The sequence below is a fragment of the Pedobacter sp. genome, assembly GCF_031119335.1.
Taxonomy (GTDB): Bacteria; Bacteroidota; Bacteroidia; order Sphingobacteriales; family Sphingobacteriaceae; genus Pedobacter.
In genome coordinates this window covers 36,294-54,081 of the sequence record NZ_JAVHXT010000018.1, presented here as the reverse complement: position 1 = coordinate 54,081, position 17,788 = coordinate 36,294, and the positions used below count along the sequence as shown (strand labels likewise).

At 35.7% G+C, this 17,788-nt stretch carries 15 protein-coding genes; 13 read left to right on the top strand and 2 right to left on the bottom strand.

Features of this window, described 5'->3' with window-relative positions; translation table 11 throughout:
• Positions 1-34: 34 nt before the first annotated feature.
• The 9 genes from xerA to REI64_RS16355 all read left to right on the top strand — a co-directional run bounded on the left by xerA (position 35) and on the right by REI64_RS16355 (position 12,148).
• Entirely contained in the window at positions 35-1,087 is a 1,053-nt protein-coding gene (gene xerA / locus REI64_RS16395) for a site-specific tyrosine recombinase/integron integrase (RefSeq protein WP_308851225.1), read from the top strand.
• Positions 1,088-1,434: 347 nt separating this feature from the next.
• A complete protein-coding gene (locus REI64_RS16390; RefSeq protein ID WP_308851224.1) occupies positions 1,435-1,746 on the top strand; it encodes a helix-turn-helix transcriptional regulator in 312 nt (103 codons plus the stop codon).
• Positions 1,743-4,853, top strand: coding sequence for an Eco57I restriction-modification methylase domain-containing protein (locus tag REI64_RS16385; RefSeq protein ID WP_308851223.1), 3,111 nt, complete (start codon positions 1,743-1,745; stop codon positions 4,851-4,853). Before REI64_RS16390 ends, REI64_RS16385 begins: the two co-directional genes overlap by 4 nt.
• Positions 4,854-4,857: 4 nt before the next feature.
• Complete coding sequence (locus REI64_RS16380; RefSeq protein WP_308851222.1) at positions 4,858-6,696, top strand: Eco57I restriction-modification methylase domain-containing protein; 1,839 nt, start codon at positions 4,858-4,860, stop codon at positions 6,694-6,696.
• Entirely contained in the window at positions 6,697-7,716 is a 1,020-nt protein-coding gene (locus REI64_RS16375) for an SIR2 family protein (protein ID WP_308851221.1), read from the top strand.
• A 6-nt stretch (positions 7,717-7,722) separates the two neighbouring features.
• Positions 7,723-9,471 (top strand): helicase HerA domain-containing protein, encoded by a 1,749-nt coding sequence (locus REI64_RS16370; RefSeq protein WP_308851220.1) that lies wholly within the window; start codon positions 7,723-7,725, stop codon positions 9,469-9,471.
• A gap of 369 nt (positions 9,472-9,840) precedes the next feature.
• Positions 9,841-10,308: an effector binding domain-containing protein gene (locus tag REI64_RS16365; RefSeq protein WP_308851219.1), complete on the top strand. Its 468-nt coding sequence runs from the start codon at positions 9,841-9,843 to the stop codon at positions 10,306-10,308.
• Positions 10,309-10,943: 635 nt separating this feature from the next.
• Complete coding sequence (locus tag REI64_RS16360) at positions 10,944-11,855, top strand: hypothetical protein (RefSeq protein WP_308851218.1); 912 nt, start codon at positions 10,944-10,946, stop codon at positions 11,853-11,855.
• A 119-nt stretch (positions 11,856-11,974) separates the two neighbouring features.
• Complete coding sequence (locus REI64_RS16355) at positions 11,975-12,148, top strand: hypothetical protein (protein ID WP_308851217.1); 174 nt, start codon at positions 11,975-11,977, stop codon at positions 12,146-12,148.
• A 7-nt stretch (positions 12,149-12,155) separates the two neighbouring features.
• Here REI64_RS16355 and REI64_RS16350 read toward each other — a convergent pair whose 3' ends face one another.
• Both REI64_RS16350 and REI64_RS16345 read right to left on the bottom strand, forming a co-directional pair.
• Positions 12,156-12,605, bottom strand: coding sequence for a VOC family protein (locus REI64_RS16350; protein ID WP_308851216.1), 450 nt, complete (start codon positions 12,603-12,605; stop codon positions 12,156-12,158).
• A gap of 304 nt (positions 12,606-12,909) precedes the next feature.
• Positions 12,910-13,671 (bottom strand): alpha/beta hydrolase-fold protein, encoded by a 762-nt coding sequence (locus REI64_RS16345; protein ID WP_308851261.1) that lies wholly within the window; start codon positions 13,669-13,671, stop codon positions 12,910-12,912.
• Positions 13,672-13,857: 186 nt separating this feature from the next.
• Between REI64_RS16345 and REI64_RS16340 the strand changes: the two genes are divergently transcribed.
• The 4 genes from REI64_RS16340 (at position 13,858) to REI64_RS16325 (ending at position 17,731) form a co-directional block, all read left to right on the top strand.
• Positions 13,858-14,562: an alpha/beta hydrolase-fold protein gene (locus REI64_RS16340; protein ID WP_308851215.1), complete on the top strand. Its 705-nt coding sequence runs from the start codon at positions 13,858-13,860 to the stop codon at positions 14,560-14,562.
• A gap of 146 nt (positions 14,563-14,708) precedes the next feature.
• Positions 14,709-15,779, top strand: coding sequence for a hypothetical protein (locus REI64_RS16335; protein WP_308851214.1), 1,071 nt, complete (start codon positions 14,709-14,711; stop codon positions 15,777-15,779).
• A 22-nt stretch (positions 15,780-15,801) separates the two neighbouring features.
• A complete protein-coding gene (locus REI64_RS16330) occupies positions 15,802-16,902 on the top strand; it encodes a carboxylate-amine ligase (protein ID WP_308851213.1) in 1,101 nt (366 codons plus the stop codon).
• A gap of 4 nt (positions 16,903-16,906) precedes the next feature.
• Positions 16,907-17,731, top strand: a complete 825-nt coding sequence (locus REI64_RS16325) for a GMP synthase (protein WP_308851212.1) — start codon at positions 16,907-16,909, stop codon at positions 17,729-17,731.
• Positions 17,732-17,788 lie beyond the last annotated feature (57 nt).

Below are 17,788 nucleotides of genomic sequence, written 5' to 3'. Positions count from 1 at the left end.
TACTACATTTAAATTAGCATCAGCCTTACTATCTATGTACAAAGCCAAACTCATTAAACACAAGGGGCTAAATCGTATTGCGGTTTATTTTGATAACAAACCCGACCTTATTGCACGCTTTAAAAAGCTGGCCGGCGCTAAATGGAGTGCCAGCCTTAAAGTTTGGCACTTGCCAGCAAGCCCAGCAAACCTTCAGAAGTTTAAAATTAAAACAACCAACAGCAACGTTGCTAGCCTAGCCGCAGACACGAAGATAAAACTTGAACAGTTTATCCTTTACCTCAGTACAAAAAGATATAGCCAAAACACCGTCAAAACCTATAGCGAAGCGCTCTTAACCTTCCTAAATTTTTATAAACATAAAGAAGTAGCGGAAATAACAAGCAACGATATCGACAATTTCAATAACGATTATATACTCCAAAAAAAACTAAGCGCTTCCTACCAAAACCAAATCGTTAATGCCATCAAATTATTTTTTGCTCAAATTGAGCAAACCAAAATAGATATCAGCGTTATACAGCGGCCTAAAAAATACAATGCGCTGCCAAAAGTATTGGCAATTGAAGAAGTAGCGGCCATAATTAACGCTTTAACCAACAGCAAACATAAATGTATGATTAGCTTAATTTATGCCGCAGGACTTAGGCGCAGCGAATTACTAAATTTAAAGCTTACAGATATAGACAGCAAAAGGATGCAAATTTTAATTAAAAATGCCAAAGGCAGAAAAGACCGAAATATACCCTTAAGCAATACCGCCCTAATACTATTGCGCAATTATTATAAAGATTACAAGCCCAAAACGTATCTATTTGAGGGTCTAAACCATGGCAGATACAGCGAGAGAAGCTTGGCGCTAGTACTAAAAAAGGCCTGTGCCATAGCGGGAATAAAAAAAGCGGTAAATCTGCATATGCTGCGACATAGCTATGCCACGCACCTACTCGAAGCTGGCACCGACCTACGCTACATACAGGCCCTGCTTGGGCACAAGAGTAGCAGGACTACCGAAATCTACACGCATGTTAGTCAAAAATCTCTGCAAAAGATTGTTAGCCCCTTAGATAAATTAGGAATAAAATGATAGTGGACAAATATTATTCAAAAACTTCCTCCTATATTTATAAAACCGCGGGCTTGAGGAAGTTTTTCAAGAAAAAGATTCCGGTATAAATAAGTTATCTGCAACCCCAACCGAGCGACCATACAACAATCAACTGACAGACAAAAACCTCAACAACCCACCGCACATTGCAGCACATTTGCAAGCCGCACAAAGCCAACGCACAGACCCAAGCTTGCAAAAGAGCTGCAATTTTGCCTACGCACCCAAGCCCACCCACCACCCCGACAGAAAAACGTTGCTAAAAATTTTGGTAGAATGAAATTTTAAAATAAATTTGACAAGAATGTCAAGAAATATTTTTCAAGATGCAAATAGAAAACTTAGGCGACCATATCAGACAACTTAGAGAAAAGGCAGAAATGCCTTTACGAAAACTTGCTGCTTTACTCGATATAGACCAAAGCACATTAAGTAAATTAGAACGTGGAGAAAGACCTGTAAATAGGCAAATGCTCCCGATAATTGCTAAGACTTTCAACGTGGACGAGAAAGAACTTGTTATTGCATTTATGAGTAGACAAGTTGCGTATCAACTTGCAGATGAAAAATATGCCAAAGACATTTTAATAGCAGCAGAAGAAGAAATCAAATATCAAACAAAAAAGAATAGAAAATGAGTTCAGAACAACGTAAACAAAAATTAGCTGAACTCATTACTGAATACAATAAGTTCAAAGAGCAAGGCAAACTTGATTTAACTTCGGAAGAAACAATCAGAACTTGGCTAAATGAATTATTAGCCATATTTGATTGGGACGTTCGGGATACTTCTCAAATTCTTCAAGAAAAAGTTTTATCAAAAGCTGAAAAAGAAAAACTAAAAGGAATTGGCTCGCAAAATACACGACCTGATTATACATTCAAAGTCGCAAGACAGAAATTGACATTTCTTGATGCAAAAGATATTTCTGTAAAAATTCTTGACGATACAGAAGCCGCTTTTCAAATAAAATCTTACGGTTGGTCAATTTTAGCACCTTGTGCTTTCATTTCAAATTTTGAAGAATTTGCAATTTACGATTGTACTTATACACCTAAAAGAGAACAAAACGCCAATTTAGGAAGATTGTATTTTACCCTTGACGACTACATTGAAAAATTTGAAATTTTAGAAGCACATCTTCTTAAAGAAAATATTTACAAAGGCAAACTTGACGAGATTTATTCATCTTCTTTTCAAGGAAATCGTTATGTTGAAAAAACAACTCCCGATTTTAAATTTGCCCAACAACTTTCTGATTTTCGTTTAGCTTTAGCTACGGACATTCTGAACAACAATGCAGATTATATAAGAAACAATTCAGCAAACCTTAGCTACATTGTTCAAATCATCATAAACAGAATATTATTTATTCGGGTTTGTGAAGCTCGCAAAATTGAAGAAGAGGGACTATTGTTATCATTCAAAGAAAAAGGATTTTGGAATGAATTTAAAAATTCTTCTTATTTCGATTTCTTTGAACATTATGACGGACCTTTATTTGATCGAATAAATGCAATTCACGAAATTGAGATTTCAAACGAAGTTTTCGACCAACTACTCCAAGTTATTTACTATCCGTCCCCTTATCGTTTTGATGTAATCCCAACAAAGGTACTTAGCGATATTTATGAGATTTTCTTGTCTAAAAAACTTCTAATTGAAAACAATGAGGTAAAAGACGAAATCAAAAGCGAATATTTAAAAACTAAAGGTGCGGTAAGTACACCTCAATACATCGTTCAAGAAATTATCAGAAGAACAATTCCTAAACAAAAACTTTTGGAAGAAGGAATTGAAGCTCTTTTTGATAAAAAGATTTTAGACATAGCTTGTGGAAGTGGCGTTTTTGCTATTGAGGTGTATGATTATATCGAGGAGATTTTTCGAGAATTATTTTTCATTTCAAATCACCCCGATTTCCAAAAATATTTTGTTGCTACAAATGATGATGTGATTGTCAATGTATTGGGTAAGAAAGCCATTATGGATAATTGCATTTTCGGTATTGATATTGACCCCGAAGCTGTAGAAGTTGCTAAAATGTCCTTATCTTTAAAGATAATTGACACCTCTGAATATCTTGAATCATACAATGAAATTGGGCTTTTTGGCAACAAAATATTAAACGGAGTTGGGAACAATATTCGTTGTGGTAATTCTTTAGTTGAATCCGATATTCTTGAAAAATTTCCAGCACTCGAACATAATGAAGATGAGTTTTTAAATACAAATATCTTTGATTGGGAAAGTGAGCAGGGCTTTAGTAAAATATTTGAGGAAAAAAGAGGTTTTGATTATATCGTTGGTAATCCGCCTTATGTTGAGGTAAAACATTATAATATTGATTTGCCTTATATGCACCTATATATCAAAACAAGGTTTCCATCTTCAAAAAATGGGAAAGTTGATTTAGCCATTCCTTTCATTGAAAGAGGGATAGAATTGTTAAATCCGACAGGGAGACTTGGATATATTGTTCAAAAAAGGTTTTTCAAAACAGAATACGGAAAGAAAATTAGAGAAATAATTACAACATCTAACTATCTTTCGTCTGTTATTGATTTTGAAGCAACGAGTATATTTAAAGACCGTATTACTTATGTAGCAGTACTCCTATTGGACAAATCATCTTCCGATAATTTTAGTTTCAAATTATATGACGGAACCCCTGAAACACTTCCCTCACAATTAAGAGAAACAGAAACACCAGATATTGCACCCGAACAATATTCTATTATACCAGCATCTGCCGTATCAGCTAATCCTTGGAGTTTTGATGACAACCAACTTATTGAAATCAAAACAAGATTATTGGAAAATGGCAGTTTAGGAGATTATGCAAAAGTACGTGTTGGTGTTCAGGTGCTTTGGGATAGAGCTTATCACATAAGACCGATTTCTGTTGAAAATGGAATTATCAGAGGAAAATCGCACATTGAAGAAGATTTTGAAATTGAGTTCGAGGCTTGCAGACCACTTATCTGCAATGAAAACTTCTATCCATACAGGAAAGATAATGCAGATGTATTTGTCATATTCCCTTATGATGTTACAGACGGAATTGTAACTGAAATAAAATTCTCTGATTTCAGAGAAAGGTTTCCGCTTGCTTCTGAATATTTACAAAGGAACAAGGCTACAATTGAATCTACTGTCGAAACATTACCAAAGAAATTTCCTGAAAAATACGATGATAACAATTGGCACTTGTTTACAAGAGTGCAAAATCACGGTGCTACATATCCTAAAATATTAGTACCAATGACGGCTTTGGACACTTTCGCTACCGTTACATTTTCCGTTAGAACTTATTGCGACAATGCAAATGTCTTTTTTATAGACATTCCTCAAAAAGACGAAAACAGTCTTTATGCTTTATCGGCTGTCATCAACTCAACCGTATATTCTGTTTTAGCAAGGTCAATAGCTAATCCACAATCAAACGGATATTTCAAATTCAATAAACAATTTCTTGAACCTGTTCCTTTCCCTGTTTCAAATTTCAGAGAAAATGAGCAATTAAAGTCTGATTTGGCAGTAGTTGCCAAACGAATTGACGAATTACAGACCAACTATAAATCATCTTCACCTACACAGCAAAGAAGTATTTCAAGATTACTTTCAACACAATGGAATACATTAGATGAATTATGTTATCAGCTATATGGATTAACTGATGAAGAAAAAGTATTCTTTAGCGACAGAGGTAGAAACATTGACCGAATTCAAATTTTAAATTGATAAAATGCAGAAAGAATTTAAAAATATCATTAATCAATTCAGCGAAGATGAAACTTCTCTGAATAAGATTATTGTTTCTGCTTTTATTAAAGCAAATACTCTAAAAGTCAGAAATAATACCTTAATTAAATCACTGACTATTTCAGATAATTCGCCTTTGAGCCAATACACTCAATTAGACGTTAAACTTACTTTTGATGACCTGATTGAAGCGTTTGAGCTGGCTATTCCTAAAAATGAACAAGTCATTAACGGAGCCATTTATACGCCAAACTATATCAAAATTTTTATTATAGAAAATTCATTTTCAAAAATTGAAAAACCACATCAAGATGCTTTAGTTGCAGATATTGCTTGTGGTTGCGGAGCATTTTTATATACTGTTTCCAAAAAATTAAAATTGGAAACCAACAAGACTTATTATCAGATATTCAGTGAAAACATATTTGGTTTAGATATTAGTAAAAGTAGCATCAGAAGAACAGAAATTTTGCTTTCACTTTTGGCTTTGGCGAATGATGAAGATAGAAAAGAGTTTAAATTTAATTTGCATTGTGGTGACGCTCTTTCATTTGATTGGTTTAAAAATGAAACAAGAATTAAAGCAAATAATGGATTTGATTTAATTATAGGAAATCCACCTTATGTAAGAGCCAAAAATATAGACATAGCTTCTAAATTACTTTTATCAAATTGGACGGTTACAAAATCAGGAAACCCAGATTTGTATATTCCATTTTTTGAAATTGGATTAACGCAACTAAACGACAGTGGTGTTTTGGGTTACATAACCGTAAATTCATTCTACAAAAGTGTAAATGCAAGACAACTAAGAAAATACCTGCAAGAAAAGGAATATGATTTGAGTATTATAGATTTTGGACACGAAAAATTATTTGGAAAGAAGTCCGCATATACTTGTATTTGTTTAATATCTAAAAAACAATCAACAACAGTATCTTTCAAGAAAGAAAGTAGTTCTACATTAACCCCAAACGGACTTAAATCTTTCAATAAAATTCCTTACCAAGATTTGGATTCTCATAAGGGTTGGTTACTTAATGACAATGCAATTATTGAAAACATCAAACGAATTGAAAGTGCAGGAAAGCCATTAGGTGAAAAATACAAAATAAGAAATGGTATAGCGACTCTAAGTAATAACATTTATATTTTCAAACCTGTTTCTGAAACGGAAGAGCATTTCATACTTGAACAAAATGGAAAGAAATATGAAATAGAAAAAGGGATTTGTAGAGATATAATCAAACCGAATATTCTCAAGCACGAACACGAAATTGAAGCTGTAAAAGAGAAACTGATTTATCCGTACACAAACGGAATAAGTCCGCTTACTCTAATGAATGAAAAGTATCTAAAAAACAACTTCCCAAAAACCTATAAATATTTGTCGGACAATAAGAAAACTTTACTATCAAGGGATAAAGGAAATGGAGATTACGGAGCTTGGTATGCTTTTGGGCGAACGCAAGCATTGTCCGATAAAGGCTACAAACTACTTTTTCCTTATATGACAAAAAATCCACACTTCGTTTTTACAGACCAAAAAGATATGTTGATTTATTGCGGATATGCAATTTTTAACGAATCACATCAGGAACTTAAAATACTGAAACGAATTTTGGAATCAAAGGTATTTGAATACTATATGGAAAATACAAGTAAACCATATTCAGGAGGATTTTTTTCATACGCTAAAAACTATGTGAAAAATTTTGGAATTTGTGAATTAAACGAACAAGACAGATATTTTTTATCGAATGGAGCTACAAAAGAAGAAGTAGATAAATTTTTGATAGAGAAATATGAAATAACGATATAAATGGATTTTGACGCATTATTAAAACAACTTCAAGATTGGACAAATAAAGTTCCATTGATTATATTAGGCAGTGGAGCTTCCGTTCCTTTTGGCTTACCATCAATGTGGAAACTTGGGGAATATTTGAAAAACACATTGCATTTTGACAATGATATTGATAATGCTCAACTTGAAGCATTTAAGAAAAGTCTTGAAGATAACAAAGATTTAGAAAAAGCCTTGTTAGGAATACAACTCAATGACAATGTTCTAAGAGCAGTAATTGAAGCTACGTGGAGATTGATTGCAGAAGCAGATTTACAAGCATACGAACAATTTGTTTTGAACGGAAAAGAAGTGCCACTGGTAATATTGATGAAACACCTGCTTTCAACAACGAATAGAAAACTTTCCATCGTTACAACCAACTACGACCGCATTGCTGAATATAGTGCAAGTACTGCGGAAGCATTTATTTGTACAGGATATGCTCAAAACTATATTGGACATTTTTCAGACAGCATTCACACTAATGCTTTATCAAACATAAAAGGATATAGCGGACAAGTCAATATTTGGAAAGTTCACGGTTCATTAGATTGGTTTGAAACACCAGTAAAAGAAAATATTCATTTGCCCTTACGTAGAAACATTCCACAAGATTACAAACCACTGATTGTAACGCCAGGACTTAGTAAATATGCCGAAACGCATAATGAACCTTATAGAACCATTTTCGCACAAGCAGATACGGAAATCCAAAATGCAAATGGCTATTTGTGCATTGGATACGGCTTTAATGATGTTCACGTACAACCAAAACTCATTCAGCAAATAAAGACCAAGCCAATCATTGTTATCACAAAAGAATTAACACCAAAAACAAAAGAAACAATAATTGATGGAGGCTGTAAAAATTATATCTTAATAGAAGAAAGCAACGATAAAGACACCAAAATATATTCATCAAGTCAAGGAGATCATATCATTGAAAATGTTAGCTATTGGAACTTGACGGAATACCTAAAACGAATACAATAACAAAATATGGCAATATTCACTTTTGAAGACAATTCTTCTATCGGAACAGTGTTTAGTGTTGATACAGCAACATTAATCATAAAAGTTGATGAACTTGAAAAACTAAGAAAGTTACAAGTCAATCATTTGGTAGCAGTTCAAAGTTCAAAAGCGGGACAACACTTAATCGGAATTATAAATCGTATAACTCGGAAAGCTTCCGATGAAGAACAACCAGCAGGAGATGATTTAGGATTAAACAATTTCCTTTTCACTGAAAATATTTTGAAAGTGAATTTGATTGGCACTTTGTTGAATAAACACGGAGAAAAAGAAAATGTTTTCAAAAGAACACTGGATACTGTTCCCGAAATCGAAGCTAAATGTTATCCGATAGACGGAGAGAATATTACCAAGTTTATGCAAACTATTTCCACCAAAGAGAATTATGAAATTCCGCTTTCAATCGGAAAATATTCAATAGATGAAAATGCAGAAGCATTTTTGGACGGAGATAAACTTTTTCAACGCCACGCTGTAATTGTAGGTAGTACAGGTTCAGGAAAATCTTGGTGTGTAGCAAAAATTATTGAACAGATAGCCAAATTGCCAATGGCAAATTCTATTTTGTTTGACATACACGGAGAATACAGCGGAGCAAATTTTAAAGCTGACGGAATACAACATTTCAGAATTGCAAATCCTTCTGATTTAGGCAAAAAGGGAAATCTTGCCAACGGTGTTTTGATGTTACCTTATTGGCTATTGACTTATGAAGAAATGTTGGCTATGCTTCTTGATAGAAGCGACAGTAATGCACCAAATCAAGCAATGGTTTTTTCAAGAACAGTATATACAGAAAAGAAAAATTACCTTACTTCAATTAGAGATACCGTATTTATCGATAACTTAACGATTGACAGTCCAATACCTTATAAATTGGATGCTGTTTTAGATGAACTTAAACGATTAGACACAGAACGTGTTGCAGGTTCAACGGCAGCAGGTAAGAATGGAGATTTTAACGGCAAGCTATCCCGTTTTATTCAGCGTCTTGAAGCAAAGAAAGAGGATAAACGCTTAGGTTTTTTATTTCAAATATCCGAAGATGAATTGCAATTAGATTGGTTAAACGATTTTTGTAGTGCATTGATGCACGGTTCTGAACTTAACGGCAAAAAATCGGGTGTAAAAATTATAGATTTTTCAGAAGTACCATCAGATGTTTTACCCTTAGTAATTGGGTTGGTTGCAAGAATTGTTTTTACCGTTCAACAGTGGACTGCAAAAGAAAATCAACATCCAATTTGTTTGATGTGTGATGAGGCTCATTTGTATATTCCTGAAAGAACCAATCAGGACAGTGCTTCCGAACTTGGATTAAAAAGTTTTGAAAGAATTGCAAAAGAAGGCAGAAAATATGGCGTAAGCTTAACTGTAATCAGCCAACGACCAGCCGAAGTAAACCGAACTGTTTTAAGTCAGTGCAACAATTTTATTTCGTTACGACTTGCCAATGCAGAAGACCAAGCTGTTATCAAAAAACTTTTACCAGACAATCTTACAGGATTGACAGAAGTTCTTCCAATCTTAGACATTGGAGAAGCATTGATAGTTGGAGATGCTTCATTACTTCCAACAAGGGTGCTGATTTCGGAGCCGACAATCAAGCCTGATAGTGCAACCATTAAATTTTGGAAAGAATGGAGCAATAAAGGTGCTAAACAAGATATTAAAAATGCAGTAGTTGGACTTCGTAAACAATCCAAGACATAAGCCACCACACAAGCACACACATTTGCAAGCCGCACAAAGCCAACGCACAGACCAAAGCTTGCAAAAGAGTGTGCTTCGTTCCAACGTTCAGCCAACCGACAACAAAAGCAACCGAGAAAAGGGGCAGCAGATAACAAGGTATTGGCGTAATGGCGGCTGAACGGCCTTGATTGGACATTTGTGCAAGATTGAACGGTAGTAATTCTATTCAACTTCTGTGCTAAAATCCGCCACTACGCCAATACCCGAGCCGTTGGTTGAACTTGATTAACTGAATTTGCGTGCACGCTACTTTTTAAAAATCTTCATACAGCACTGACATAGGGTTGTCACAACGGTGACACATATTTGCTGCTTAATTTTAAAAAAATGAAGAACCAAAACATTCAAAAATTTGACATCATCGGGATCTCAATAAGAACCACGAACAACAATGGGCAAGCTGCTCAAGACATCGAAGCATTGTGGCTTAAATTTTGGGACCAAAACATCCAAGAGCAAATTCCAAATAAGGTTAGCGACGAAATTTATGCAGTTTATACAGACTACGAAACAGATTTTACTGGATACTACACCACCATCATCGGTTTACCGGTAAGTTCATTAGCAACCATTCCAGAAGGCTTTGTTGGCTTAACTATTGAGACGGATAACTACCAGAAATTTGTTTCTAAAGGTAAAATGCCCGAAGCCGTAGTTAACACCTGGTTAGAAATATGGAGAAATGAAGAATTAAATACAAAGCGAGCATACAGAGCAGACTTCACGATACACGGGAAAAAGTATTACGACGGAAACAATGCCGAAGTGGAAACCTTTATCTCTGTAAAAGAATAATAGATGTAAAATGAAGAGGACTTAGCAACAACACTTTGTCCTCTTCATTTTAGTATAGCCCAACTAGCTTAAGTGTTCGCTACTTCAGCGGTCACTTAAATTTAATATAGAAAACCAAAGACTTTGTCTGGAAATAATCCACTATAGAGCTATGGGCAAAGTGGAAGTTCGTTTAACTCAAACAACATAAGCTCATTTCGGTCTGGAGACCTTGGTTTTCATCCTTAATTTAAATGGTCCTTTGGAACACTTAAAACAGAAAAGGAAGTTTCGATAGTTGATTTTCTTTGCAACTTGGTGGATGGGACTTTCCTTTCGGCTAACTCTTGGACTTGTAAGACTTGATTCATTAATATAATAAACTAATGTTTTATTCAACAATTAATCAATTATGACAACGGTTATTGTTGCTTTTGCGGCTGGACTTCCATATGGAAAATATATCTTACAGAAATATATGTAAATTGGCAATTGCATCACAACTTAATTGAGACAAAGAATTTTATTGTGGTTGGTTCAATGTACAATTTTAGTTATTTAGCGGAATTATAGCACTTACGCAGGAAGCATTTGTAGCATAGTATACAACAACAGACAATAGTAACAAGCAGTAACCTTTTTTAAAAAACAAAACAATGAGAATACAAATCCTTATTTTATTAGCACTCTTTATCCCAAATTTTATTTTTGGGCAAGAGGTTACAATCCTTAGTTCAGAATTAAATAAATTTCCCAATATCCGAGACTTTTGTATCTCGGACAATGAAGATGAAGCATATTTCACCATTCAAAGTCCCAATCAGGATTTATCACAAATCGTAAGGGTAGAGAACAATAGATGGGAAAACCCCTCATTACTTCCGTTTTGTGATGGCTATTCTTATTTGGAGCCATTCTTATCGAGCGATGGTAAAAGGCTTTACTTTGCATCTAATAGACCCAAGAATGAAACCGACACCATAAAAAGTGACTTTGATATTTGGTATGTAGAAAGAGAAAACAAAAAAAGCAAATGGTCAAAACCTATAAACTTAGGTCCTCAAGTTAATTCTGAGAATGATGAGTTTTACCCAACACTTGCAAACAATGGCAATTTATATTTTACAATGGACGCCAAAACTGGTTTAGGAAAAGACGACATCTATTATTGTAAATGGAACGGAATCGAATATACCAAACCCATATTACTAAATAATAATATCAATAGCGATGGTTATGAGTTTAATGCTTTCATTTCTAAAGATGAAAGTTTTATCATTTATACAAAATATAATGCAAAAGGTGGCTTAGGCAGTGGAGACTTATATATTTCCAAAAAAGATGAAAATGGTGAATGGAAATCTGCAGAAAATATGGGCAACGCCATTAATACCAAATACATGGAATACTGCCCGTTTTATAACAGCAAAACAAATACGCTATACTTTACGAGCAGAAGAGCCAATCTTTCTCCTAAAAAATTTAAGAATATAAAGCAATATCTTGAAAAGATTACAGGTAGCGAAAATGGGTTAAGCAAGATTTACAAGTGTAAAATAAAAATATAAAAATGGCACCAAACAGAGACAATTGAACGTAACTAGTTTAAGTGTTCGCTATTTCAGCGGTCACTTAAATTAATACAGAAAACCAAAGACTTTGTCTGGAAATAATCCACTATAGAGCCATGAGCAAAATGGAGGTTCGATTAATTCAATTAACCGAAACCTATTTCGGTCTAGAGACCTTGATTTTCATCTTAGTTTTAAGTGATCCATTGGAACACTTAAAACCAGGAAAGTGCGAATGTGGCAATGCCAAATTATTAGATTATACCATCAACCTATTTAAGAAACCATAAACAAAACCTATCGCAATGCTAACCATTTTTTGTAGCTAAGCACTCCCAATTCTGGTTTGCCGTCTCCTTCTAGCATAGCAATAAATTCTAATTCGTGCCCATCAGGATCTTTAAAATAAATTGCAATTGCTGGCATCCAAGCAAACACCATTGGTTCTTCATTACCATCTTTAAGGAAATTGTAAGGCTTTAAGTTGCGCTCTTTCAAGAAAGCTACAGATTTGTTCAACACGTCATCTACATCACATCTAAATGCAAAATGACGAACATCAATCTCGCTCTTTGGTTTTTCCCACAAACCTAACATCGCCCCTTTGGGTTCGCCAATCCAAAAGAAAGCTACCCTTCTGGCCTCGTTGTAACCGCAGTCGATTAAACCTAATACATTTTTATAGAAATTAATAGACCTTTCTAAGTCTTCCACAAAAATATGCGTTTCAAATAATCCTTTAATCATGTGGTGAAGTTACGCCAGAGATTGGCGCAAAGAAAATCACTTCTTTCAATCCGACCATCAAGAAAATCTATGAATGAAATTTACCTTAAAAAGAAACGGGGACTTAGCATACCGCCTTGTCCCCGCCATCTAAATTAACGCTCTCGAATATATAAACTCGCAAACTTTTAGTTTATTGTATAGGTGTTGTATTTTTTTTAGATTTTTTTAACGAATTAAATCGCTTTGGTTTTTTACCTAGTATTGAGATATCGCTACGCTCAACTTCCAACCTTCATCCCTCCTACCTTCAACCTTCACTCAATCATTTCCCAAAAGCCCACTCCAAAAACTTAGGGAACGCTTTGCCCCAAGTAGGTACATCATGCTTACCGCCTACCATTTCGTAGTAAAAAACTTCCGACGGACGATGGTATCCTTTGCTCACTAGCTCCTTCACCACATCAATGGTATCATCAATAGAATCGATAATAAAATTTTGGTTACGATCGGCTTTTTCATCTTCGGTACCGGTCATTAACCAGAACTTCAAATCTGGTTTGGTAGCGGTTTTCCTCACCATTTCATGCAAAATGCGGTCATCATCAGTATAGCCGTCACTTAAATCCTTTTTACGCCACCAAAACGAACCTGAAAACACCCCAACTAAATCAAAAACGGCACTATTATGCCAAGCTATGTCAAAAGCGGTCAATCCTCCTAGAGAAAAACCTGCAAATGCTTTCTTTCCATTGATGTTAATTCCAGTTTCCTTTTTTACGAAAGGCAAAAGCTCATTAATTACAAAACTGGTATGAAGATGCGCTTTGCTTCCGCGATTTTTAAAATCTGGTCTGTGGGCAATACCATACTCTAACAAACGCTCTTCATTAGCCTTCATACCTACCACAACTACGGGTTCTATTTTCCACTTTGTGTACAAAGATGAAAGGGACTGCTCAATCTCCATTTGGGCTAAATCTTGACCATCATTTACCAAAAGGAGATTCACGGTTTCATTTCCCAGCAAATTTTCGGGCACATAGATATCTACATCAACGCTTCGTTGAAGAAATTTAGACTTTATTTGATAGGTAGTTTTAATAACAGAGGTATTAGTTCGATGAAGAAAATCTTCAATTCTGGGGCAAAGTTATCAATATCCTAAAAAACAGGCAAATCTACAGCTGCTTTTTACTTGTTAAAATATTTCGCAGATATTTTTGTCGTTGAGAATGATTTACTTAACTTAAGAGGTCTAAACATTATGCCAATGAGAGAAGAATTACATAAATGGTACAGCCCCAGTTTAAGTAAGGACATAGAAACACTTGTTTTCGGACATAGTGGTACGCCTGTCATCTTGTTCCCAACAAGTATGGGCCGTTATTACGAAAACAAAGATTTTAAACTGATCGATTCTGTACAAAACTTTATTAACGAAGGAAAAATCAAGATTTATTGTCCAGACAGCATCGATTCGCTAAGCTGGTACAATAAAAACATCCACCCTGCAGAAAGAGTTAGAAACCACATTTGGTACGATAAATTTTTGCTAGAAGAATTGCTTCCGTTAGCTAAAAGCGAGACAGGAAAAGATAAAGTAGTAACTGCCGGATGTAGTTTTGGTGGTTTTCACGCTGCAAATTTTGCCTTTCGCCACCCTTGGGCGGTTAGTCATTTGTTCAGTATGAGCGGCGCTTTCGATATCAGAAGTCAACTAGATGGATTTTACAACGATGATGTTTACTTTAACAACCCCGTAGACTACCTACCTAACAACATAAATCCCGAACTTTGGCAACTGAAAATAGTTTTGGGAACATCGGACAGAGACATTTGCAGAGCAGATAACGAAAACCTTTCAGGCATTTTGCACCAAAAGGGAATTCAGCATTGGCTAGATATTAGGCCAAATGCCGACCATGATTGGCCAATTTGGAGAGACATGTTTCCTGAATATATTTATCAGCTTTAAAAAATGATTAAATTTTGAATGAGAGAATGAATAAATGTATCCTTAACCAACAAAATAAAAATTTAACATTCAACTTTAGGAATCATTAATATAAACAATTTAAACGGTTAACCATAATTCAAATACTTAAAAAACATAATATACCAATGAAGAAAATAGGAATTTTATTTGGCCAAGAGCGTTCATTTCCGCAAGCTTTCGTAGATAGAGTTAACCAAAAAGCAGTAAAAGGAATTACTGCAGAATTTGTAAAAATCGATAAGGTGTTTCAAGCAGAAAAACCTGAATATGCAGTAATCGTAGACCGTATTTCGCAAGATGTACCATTTTACCGTGCTTATTTGAAAAACGCTGCTATGGGTGGTACCGCAGTAATTAACAATCCATTTTGGTGGAGCGCCGACGAGAAATTCTTTAACAATGCACTGGCAGAAAATATTGGTGTTCCTGTACCTAAAACAGCTTTAATTCCATCAAGAGAACATCCAGATGATACCAACGAAAATTCGTTCAGCAATTTGGTTATGCCTTTTGATTGGGATGCGATTTTTGAATATACAGGCTTCCCTGCTTACATGAAACCTTTTGATGGTGGTGGTTGGAAAGAAGTTTACAAACTGCGTAGCAAAGAAGAATTCTTTGAAAAACACAGCGAAACCAAACAAACGGTAATGATGCTGCAAGAGGAAATCATTTTTGACGAATACTTTAGATGTTACTGCATTGGTGGCAAACATGTGCGCATTATGCAGTACGAACCTCGCAACCCGCACCATTTACGTTACGTAGTTGATGGACCTAAACCAAGTGCAGCACTTTTAAAAACGGTAGAAGAATACACCTTAAAACTGAACCAGTACTTAGGTTACGATTTTAACACGGTAGAATTTGCTGTGCGTAATGGCGTACCTATTGCTATTGATTTCTGCAACCCTGCGCCAGATGCAGCTTTAGAAAGCGTTGGCGAAGAAAACTTTGAATGGGTAGTAGAAACTGCTGCAAATTACGCTATTGAAAAAGCATTAGCGCAAGAATTTGGCAAGGATAATCTTACTTGGGGTGCCTATGTAAAATCTAGTGCAGCTGGAACGCCACTTGTTGCTAAAGCTTCGAAATCAGTTGCCAAACCTGCAGCAAAACCCGTAGCGGTGAAGGAAAAGCCTGCAGCTAAACCAAAAGCAGCAGCCAAATCAACTACAAAAAAATCAACCAAATAAACAACGTTAACCTAAACTATCTATGAACGAATTCACCTTAGGGATTGAAGAAGAGTACATGATCGTTGATCCCGTAACAAGGGAATTAACCTCTCATGACCAGAAAATTGTTGAGGCAGCGCAGAAAATCCATAAAGACCAAGTAAAGGCAGAAATGCATCAAGCTGTGGTGGAAGTGGGCACGGGCATTTGCAAAAACACCGACGAAGCGAGGGAGGAAATCTCGCAGTTGCGAAGAACGGTTGCCGAATTAGCTGGAGAACAAGGCTTGCGTATAGGTGCTGCCGGCACGCATCCTTTTTCGCATTGGGAAAAACAGTTAATTACAGAGCATCCTCGCTATAATGAGATTGTGAACGAATTACAGGAAGCGGCCAGATCGAACCTTATTTTTGGTTTGCACGTTCACGTGGGTTTCCAATCTAGGGAACTAGCGATACATATAGCCAATCAGGTACGTTATTTTTTGCCGCACGTTTTTGCGCTTTCAACCAATTCTCCATTTTGGGAAGGCAGAAACACAGGCTACAAATCGTTCCGTACCAAGGTTTTTGATAAGTTTCCGCGTACCGGCATCCCCGATATTTTTAACAGTATCGAAGATTACGATAACTACGTGAAATTGTTGATTAAGACTAACTGTATCGACAATGCAAAAAAAATCTGGTGGGACATTCGTGTTCATCCCTTCTTCGAAACCATTGAATTTAGAGTGTGCGATTGCCCAATGCTGATTGACGAAACCATGGCTTTTACAGCATTATTTCAAGCTTTATGTGCCAAATTGTACAAGCTGCGTTTACAAAATTTGAACTTCATTTCTTACAGCAGAGCACTCATCAACGAGAACAAGTGGAGAGCTGCCCGCTACGGAATTGACGGAAATTTGATAGACTTTGGCAAGGAAATGGAAGTAAATTGCCGAAATTTGGTGCTCGAATTGTTAGACTTTGTAGATGATGTGGTAGATGAATTGGGCAGCAGAAAGGAAATCGAGTATGTACAAACCATCTTGGCTAATGGCACCGGAGCCGACAGACAGCTAGCAGTTTACGAGCAAACCAAAAGTTACGAATCAGTAGTAGACTACATTACTACGCAAACATTAATCGGTGCTAAATAAAAAAATGAACGATATTAACATAAAGGTAGCCGTTATAGATATGAATAACGGGTTCCCCAACCAGGGAATGAGGGGTATACAAGAGATTTTACACCGATACAAAATTTACAATCAGCTTAACCTAACGGTAGATGTTTTCGACATTAGGCAAAAAGGAGAAGTACCAGATTTAAGCTACAACATTTACATTTCTAGTGGTGGCCCAGGCAATCCTTACGATGGTGAAGGACAAAAATGGGAGGCAGATTTTTTCGACTTATTAGACAGGATTGATGATTTCAACCTGAGCAATAACGACAAAAAACACGTTTTCTTAATTTGTCATTCCTTCCAATTGGGTTGCAGAAAATACGGTTTGGGCGAAGTGACACAGCGTAAATCGAACGCTTTTGGCATTTTTCCAATTACCTTAACCCAAGCTGGAGAAAATGAACATGTTTTCGAAGGACTTTACAACCCTTTCTTTTCTGTAGACAGCAGAGATTGGCAAGTGGTACAGCCTAACGAAAGTGTTTTCAAAAAAATGGGTGCTAAATTATTGGCAATAGAAAAAGAACGTCCGCATGTAGACTTAGAACGCTGTATGATGGCTATTCGCTTTTCACCTTACATGATTGGCACACAATTTCATCCAGAAGCAGATCCTATCGGGATGAAAATGTACCTGCTGCTAGAAGAGAAAAAAGAATTGATCATTAAAAACCACGGCCAAGAAAAGTACGATGATATGATTGATAGCTTAGAAAATCCGGATAGAATTATGCTTACACAAAGTGTGATTTTACCGAATTTTCTAGACCAGGCTATTAATGCGCTACAAGTAGTTTAAACCGCACCTTCATTACTAAAAACATTTCTCTCCCTTTCGGGGAGAGATGTCCACAGG

Bases quoted from the DNA above. Each gene is read 5' to 3' on its own strand.
- REI64_RS16325 (WP_308851212.1), top strand. From the start codon at position 16,907: ATGAACGATATTAACATAAAGGTAGCCGTTATAGATATGAATAACGGG.
- REI64_RS16350 (WP_308851216.1), bottom strand. From the start codon at position 12,605: ATGATTAAAGGATTATTTGAAACGCATATTTTTGTGGAAGACTTAGAA.
- xerA (WP_308851225.1), top strand. From the start codon at position 35: ATGTACAAAGCCAAACTCATTAAACACAAGGGGCTAAATCGTATTGCG.
- REI64_RS16365 (WP_308851219.1), top strand. From the start codon at position 9,841: ATGAAGAACCAAAACATTCAAAAATTTGACATCATCGGGATCTCAATA.
- REI64_RS16360 (WP_308851218.1), top strand. From the start codon at position 10,944: ATGAGAATACAAATCCTTATTTTATTAGCACTCTTTATCCCAAATTTT.
- REI64_RS16385 (WP_308851223.1), top strand. From the start codon at position 1,743: ATGAGTTCAGAACAACGTAAACAAAAATTAGCTGAACTCATTACTGAA.
- REI64_RS16370 (WP_308851220.1), top strand. From the start codon at position 7,723: ATGGCAATATTCACTTTTGAAGACAATTCTTCTATCGGAACAGTGTTT.
- REI64_RS16330 (WP_308851213.1), top strand. From the start codon at position 15,802: ATGAACGAATTCACCTTAGGGATTGAAGAAGAGTACATGATCGTTGAT.
- REI64_RS16390 (WP_308851224.1), top strand. From the start codon at position 1,435: ATGCAAATAGAAAACTTAGGCGACCATATCAGACAACTTAGAGAAAAG.
- REI64_RS16355 (WP_308851217.1), top strand. From the start codon at position 11,975: ATGAGCAAAATGGAGGTTCGATTAATTCAATTAACCGAAACCTATTTC.
- REI64_RS16340 (WP_308851215.1), top strand. From the start codon at position 13,858: ATGAGAGAAGAATTACATAAATGGTACAGCCCCAGTTTAAGTAAGGAC.
- REI64_RS16375 (WP_308851221.1), top strand. From the start codon at position 6,697: ATGGATTTTGACGCATTATTAAAACAACTTCAAGATTGGACAAATAAA.
- REI64_RS16380 (WP_308851222.1), top strand. From the start codon at position 4,858: ATGCAGAAAGAATTTAAAAATATCATTAATCAATTCAGCGAAGATGAA.
- REI64_RS16335 (WP_308851214.1), top strand. From the start codon at position 14,709: ATGAAGAAAATAGGAATTTTATTTGGCCAAGAGCGTTCATTTCCGCAA.